Origin of the sequence: Marinobacter sp. VGCF2001, from assembly GCF_049943275.1 — a bacterium.
GTDB lineage: Bacteria > Pseudomonadota > Gammaproteobacteria > Pseudomonadales > Oleiphilaceae > Marinobacter.
This window is the reverse complement of sequence record NZ_JBNFVX010000035.1, coordinates 1-3,862: the sequence shown is the minus strand read 5'-3', so window position 1 is coordinate 3,862 and position 3,862 is coordinate 1. Positions and strand designations below refer to the sequence as shown.

General features: G+C 51.1%; 6 protein-coding genes. All 6 read left to right on the top strand.

Translation table 11 applies throughout. The annotated features are described in order from the left end of the window. Window positions 1-56 precede the first annotated feature (56 nt). Window positions 57-377, top strand: coding sequence for a hypothetical protein (locus tag ACP2AU_RS16690; protein WP_164834383.1), 321 nt, complete (start codon window positions 57-59; stop codon window positions 375-377). 98 nt (window positions 378-475) lie between these two features. Next, window positions 476-1,078 carry a hypothetical protein gene (locus ACP2AU_RS16685; RefSeq protein WP_426377340.1) on the top strand — a complete coding sequence of 201 codons (603 nt, stop codon included), beginning with the start codon at window positions 476-478 and terminating at the stop codon, window positions 1,076-1,078. Between the two features lie 129 nt (window positions 1,079-1,207). Beyond that, complete coding sequence (locus tag ACP2AU_RS16680) at window positions 1,208-1,528, top strand: hypothetical protein (protein ID WP_426377339.1); 321 nt, start codon at window positions 1,208-1,210, stop codon at window positions 1,526-1,528. A 116-nt stretch (window positions 1,529-1,644) separates the two neighbouring features. Continuing rightward, window positions 1,645-2,040 carry a hypothetical protein gene (locus tag ACP2AU_RS16675; RefSeq protein WP_426377338.1) on the top strand — a complete coding sequence of 132 codons (396 nt, stop codon included), beginning with the start codon at window positions 1,645-1,647 and terminating at the stop codon, window positions 2,038-2,040. A gap of 96 nt (window positions 2,041-2,136) precedes the next feature. Beyond that, entirely contained in the window at window positions 2,137-2,604 is a 468-nt protein-coding gene (locus ACP2AU_RS16670) for a DUF4279 domain-containing protein (RefSeq protein WP_426377337.1), read from the top strand. Between the two features lie 111 nt (window positions 2,605-2,715). After that, entirely contained in the window at window positions 2,716-2,940 is a 225-nt protein-coding gene (locus ACP2AU_RS16665) for a hypothetical protein (RefSeq protein ID WP_426377336.1), read from the top strand. The last annotated feature ends 922 nt before the right edge of the window (window positions 2,941-3,862 follow it).

Below are 3,862 nucleotides of genomic sequence, written 5' to 3'. Positions count from 1 at the left end.
TTCGGCTCCACTCCAAGGGTGCGCATGCTGCAAGCGTTATGTTTTAAGGAGGTAGTTTGAGTAAAGTCGTTGGACGCTGGCGAATTAAGTGGATGGAAATGTGGGATCAAGACTTTGTTGATCTTATCGAGCCCGGATACTTCCAGTTCGATGAAGATGGCCTCGGCTTTTTTGTATTCGGAGCAGTTGAGGGCCAAATCGACTACCGCATTCCAGATGATGGAGGGCGAGTCGAGTTTTCTTGGTCTGGAAATGATGATGGTCGTGAAAAGTCTGGCCGTGGTTGGTTTCAGTTTTCATCTTCAAATTCAGCGAAAGGGGAACTCTTCATTCATTGTGGAGACGAGTCGGCCGTAGAAATCGAATATCAAACATAACCAGGCGCGGCACTCGGATGCCTTTGTCTCCGCTTCGCTACGTCAAAGTCACCGGTGCGCTAAGCGTTATGTGTAGCCTGAACCTCAAGGATGGGTGTGTGAAAGACTTACTTTCAAGAATACAGTCACTAGTGGTTGGTAAATCAGAACCGCCGAGGCCGGAAGATTTTTCCAGCAAGGGCGAATATATTTGGGCACGGACAATCTATAGAAGATTTCCACCGGGACTTAATGAGCCTGCCAGTAACGTACGGTCTGAGAACGGGGATTTGGTTGAGCTATGGTCGTGGGCAAATGGAGAGAATGGCATCGGCCTGCTGAAACCAGGATACAAGTTTTTATCTCAGCAAGAATCTGAGCACGAGTATCAAGGCCTGTATCAAAATGCCCCGGTAAAATGGCTTTCAGACTTAACACCGGTTTTCTCTGCACCGAATCAATTCTTAGTGTCCGTAAAAGAGTCAAATGGTTGTATCTACTCCGTCAATCTCTCTATGGGAAAAGCGTTTCTGGTTGCTGGGAGCTTGAGCTCATACCTCACTTTCGTATTTCACTGCCTTCAGAGCACGGATTCAGATATTGAGCTGGACCCGGAATCATATGTTGGATATGAAGTTGATGCGGCCAAAGACGCTGGGCTCCAAGCCTACTACCCACTGAGAAAAAATAGCGAAACAATAATCAGCCATGTTTTTGATTAGATATGTTAAAACACATAACAAGTCGCAGCAGTACGCGGCCGATGGCCGCCGGACGCCCTTTCCGTGGCTCCTTCGTCGCCACTCCAAGGGCGCCGCTGTGCTTCGGCGTTAAAGTTCATAGAGGACATCGTGAAGAAACTTCATATTGCAATTTCCACCGATAAAATCGATCAAACCGTTGCTGATTACAGTAATCGCTTAGGCGCAGATCCGTGTTTAATCATTCCAGGTGAGTATGCTCTCTGGCGAACTGACAGCCTGAACGTTTCTATTCGGCAAGACTCTTCATCCAATTCCGGATTACTGAGACACCTCGGGTGGGAAGATGCAGAAGCTGCTGATTTCACTCAAGATGTTGATGTGAACGGTATAGTTTGGGAGCGATTCAGTGCAAGTCATCAAGCTATGGAAATCAATGAGCTTTGGCCAGAGGTTGGGTATCAGCCATGAACTTTAACAAGGCGCAGCAGTTCGCGGCCTACAGCCGCCGGACGCCCTTTACGTGGCTCCTTCGTCGCCACTCCAAGGTCGCCGCTGTGCTTCAGCGTTAGTTGTTTGGAGAGTTAATGGATTCATTGGAGCAGAATCACGAAGAATGGGAGCGAATTCGCGCCAGGGCTGACTCCCTCGCGAACGCAGTGTTTTTGATAGCCGGTGGTGCCTTGTCGGTTTCAATCAGTGTCATGGTTTCCGCTAAGAAATCTGGCGTAGTGCCGGAAATTGCCTCCAGCATCGCTACGACTGGTTGGTATTGCCTGCTGGCTGCAATCATTCTGTTCCTGACGCTGAAGATCCATATGATTGGTCAGGCTTTTCTGCTTCATGTGAAAACTGAAGTAGCTGACAAGAACAACCCACTACTCAATGGGCTCGGTTGGCTTTGGGGTATCGGTGGGTTCGCAACGTTTGTATACGGCTTGGTGCAACTGGTTCGAGCTGCTTCAATCGTCATCAGCAACTAACCAGTCATTCAAGTTCGTTCCCGGCCTGGCGGCCGTCCACCGGACGCCCTAGTCGGGCGCCGCTTAATATTGGCGTTAGGCCCTACGGGAGATTCCATGCAATCGCACGAAATTGACGATCATTATGCGACTTGCACGGGCACCTACGCCACTCTCCGGATCACGTCCGAAAGCGTGGGCCCTGATGCTATCTCCGCTCTAATAGGTTGTGAGCCAACTCGTAGTTTCGAAAAAGGTAAGCAGAGAACGAAACGCAGCGATGTGAACAATAGATACTATCCGTGGCACGGGTGGTTTTATTCGACCAAAGAACTCAGCGAATCCAGGGATTGCCGACGTCACCTTGAAATTCTGCTTGCGGGGCCGCTCAAGGACGCTGGGACTTTGAAGGGTCTTCGAGATCGTGGTTGTGAGATGTCAGTAGCTGTTATGTATGGTTACACTCAAGGTGGTCCTACTATCTCGCCAGATCAGATGCGCGGATTGGCCGAGGCGGGTGTAGAGGTGTGGTGGGATTTGTATCACGAACCGGAGATCCAAGGCGATGAATCGGGTTGCTGCTAAATGGCCTAACCAATGCAGGCACGGCGACGCCCATTACATTGCGCCTTCGGCTCCATTTCATGGGCGCGCATGCTGCAGGCGTTATGTTCACAAAGAGTCAGGTTTCGTCATATGAAACTCGAGAATATTGAACTGCTGATTGATGGCTTAGGCGAAATCACTATTGGTAGGGTTGGCCCGGTTAGCTGTGCGGCGACTGCATCTGATGAAGAGCAATGCCTTGCAATGTTAGTCCGCCGGCCTGAAGAGCCATTCGAAGATTTGCTTGCACGATTGGATCGCGCCATTGCAGATGCCGTAGAGGGCCAGATATTTGTGGATGAAATAAATGGATAGCCTGTCAAATCTCATACACCGTTGTGAGGAGATGCCGAGTGATGGCGTTTCAATCTGTTGGGGGCCAGCCCGTTTTGGCTCTGAAGACCTTGGCTGGTGTTTGGTTATTGAGCGGGTAGCAACAGAGGATGACTTACAGGAAAATCAATATCTTGAGGAAGTGGGTGATACGATCTGGACTACAGCAGTCGAAATTAAGTGTTGTCCGTATTGTGGTGTCGGGCTGACTGATGCGCGATCCGTCATGTCCTCCGAGGACTTCGGTTATTTTATCCACATTGATTCTTCGGGGTGGCTGGGTAGGCGCTGCTAACACGAAGAAGAACATAACCAGTGCAGGCATGGCGACGCCCATTACATTGCGCCTTCGGCTCCATTCCATGGGCGCGCATGCTGCAGGCGTTAGCTGTGTAGTGCGCTGTTCCTTTTGGGTTGTTCGGTGCCAGTGGCCTTGGCCGTATGCGGGCAGCAAAACCGGCAATGTTGGTGGCTCGCCAAGGCCGTCGAAATCCGTCGTCAGATTGGCAGCTCAGTCGGTCAGCGGTGATGGTAAAAGCTTGGGTGTTTACCTTGCGGGGCTGTCCGGCGAAACCTGGTTCCTTGCTTACCTGCTACTCTGAAGTTCAGGTTCATTCGCCGCATCATCGGCGGTGGTTTTAATCAAGGTGCATTGGCCAGAGCTTGTGCCCCAAAGAAACGGAGCAGGCTGTCATGCTGGTTGCCAAAGATCGGGTTTCATTCCGGTTCGGTTGTTCGCAGCTAACAAAGCCATCAAATTCGCTCCCTACGGTCGCCGGACGCCCTTGTCAGGGCGCCGTTTATGGCCGGCGTTATTGGCCCAGGCCGTCGCCATTTTTGGCGGGCTCCGTGCAAAGGCCTTGGCATCGGGTATGGCAGCAAAGCCGCTTGTGTTGATGATGGC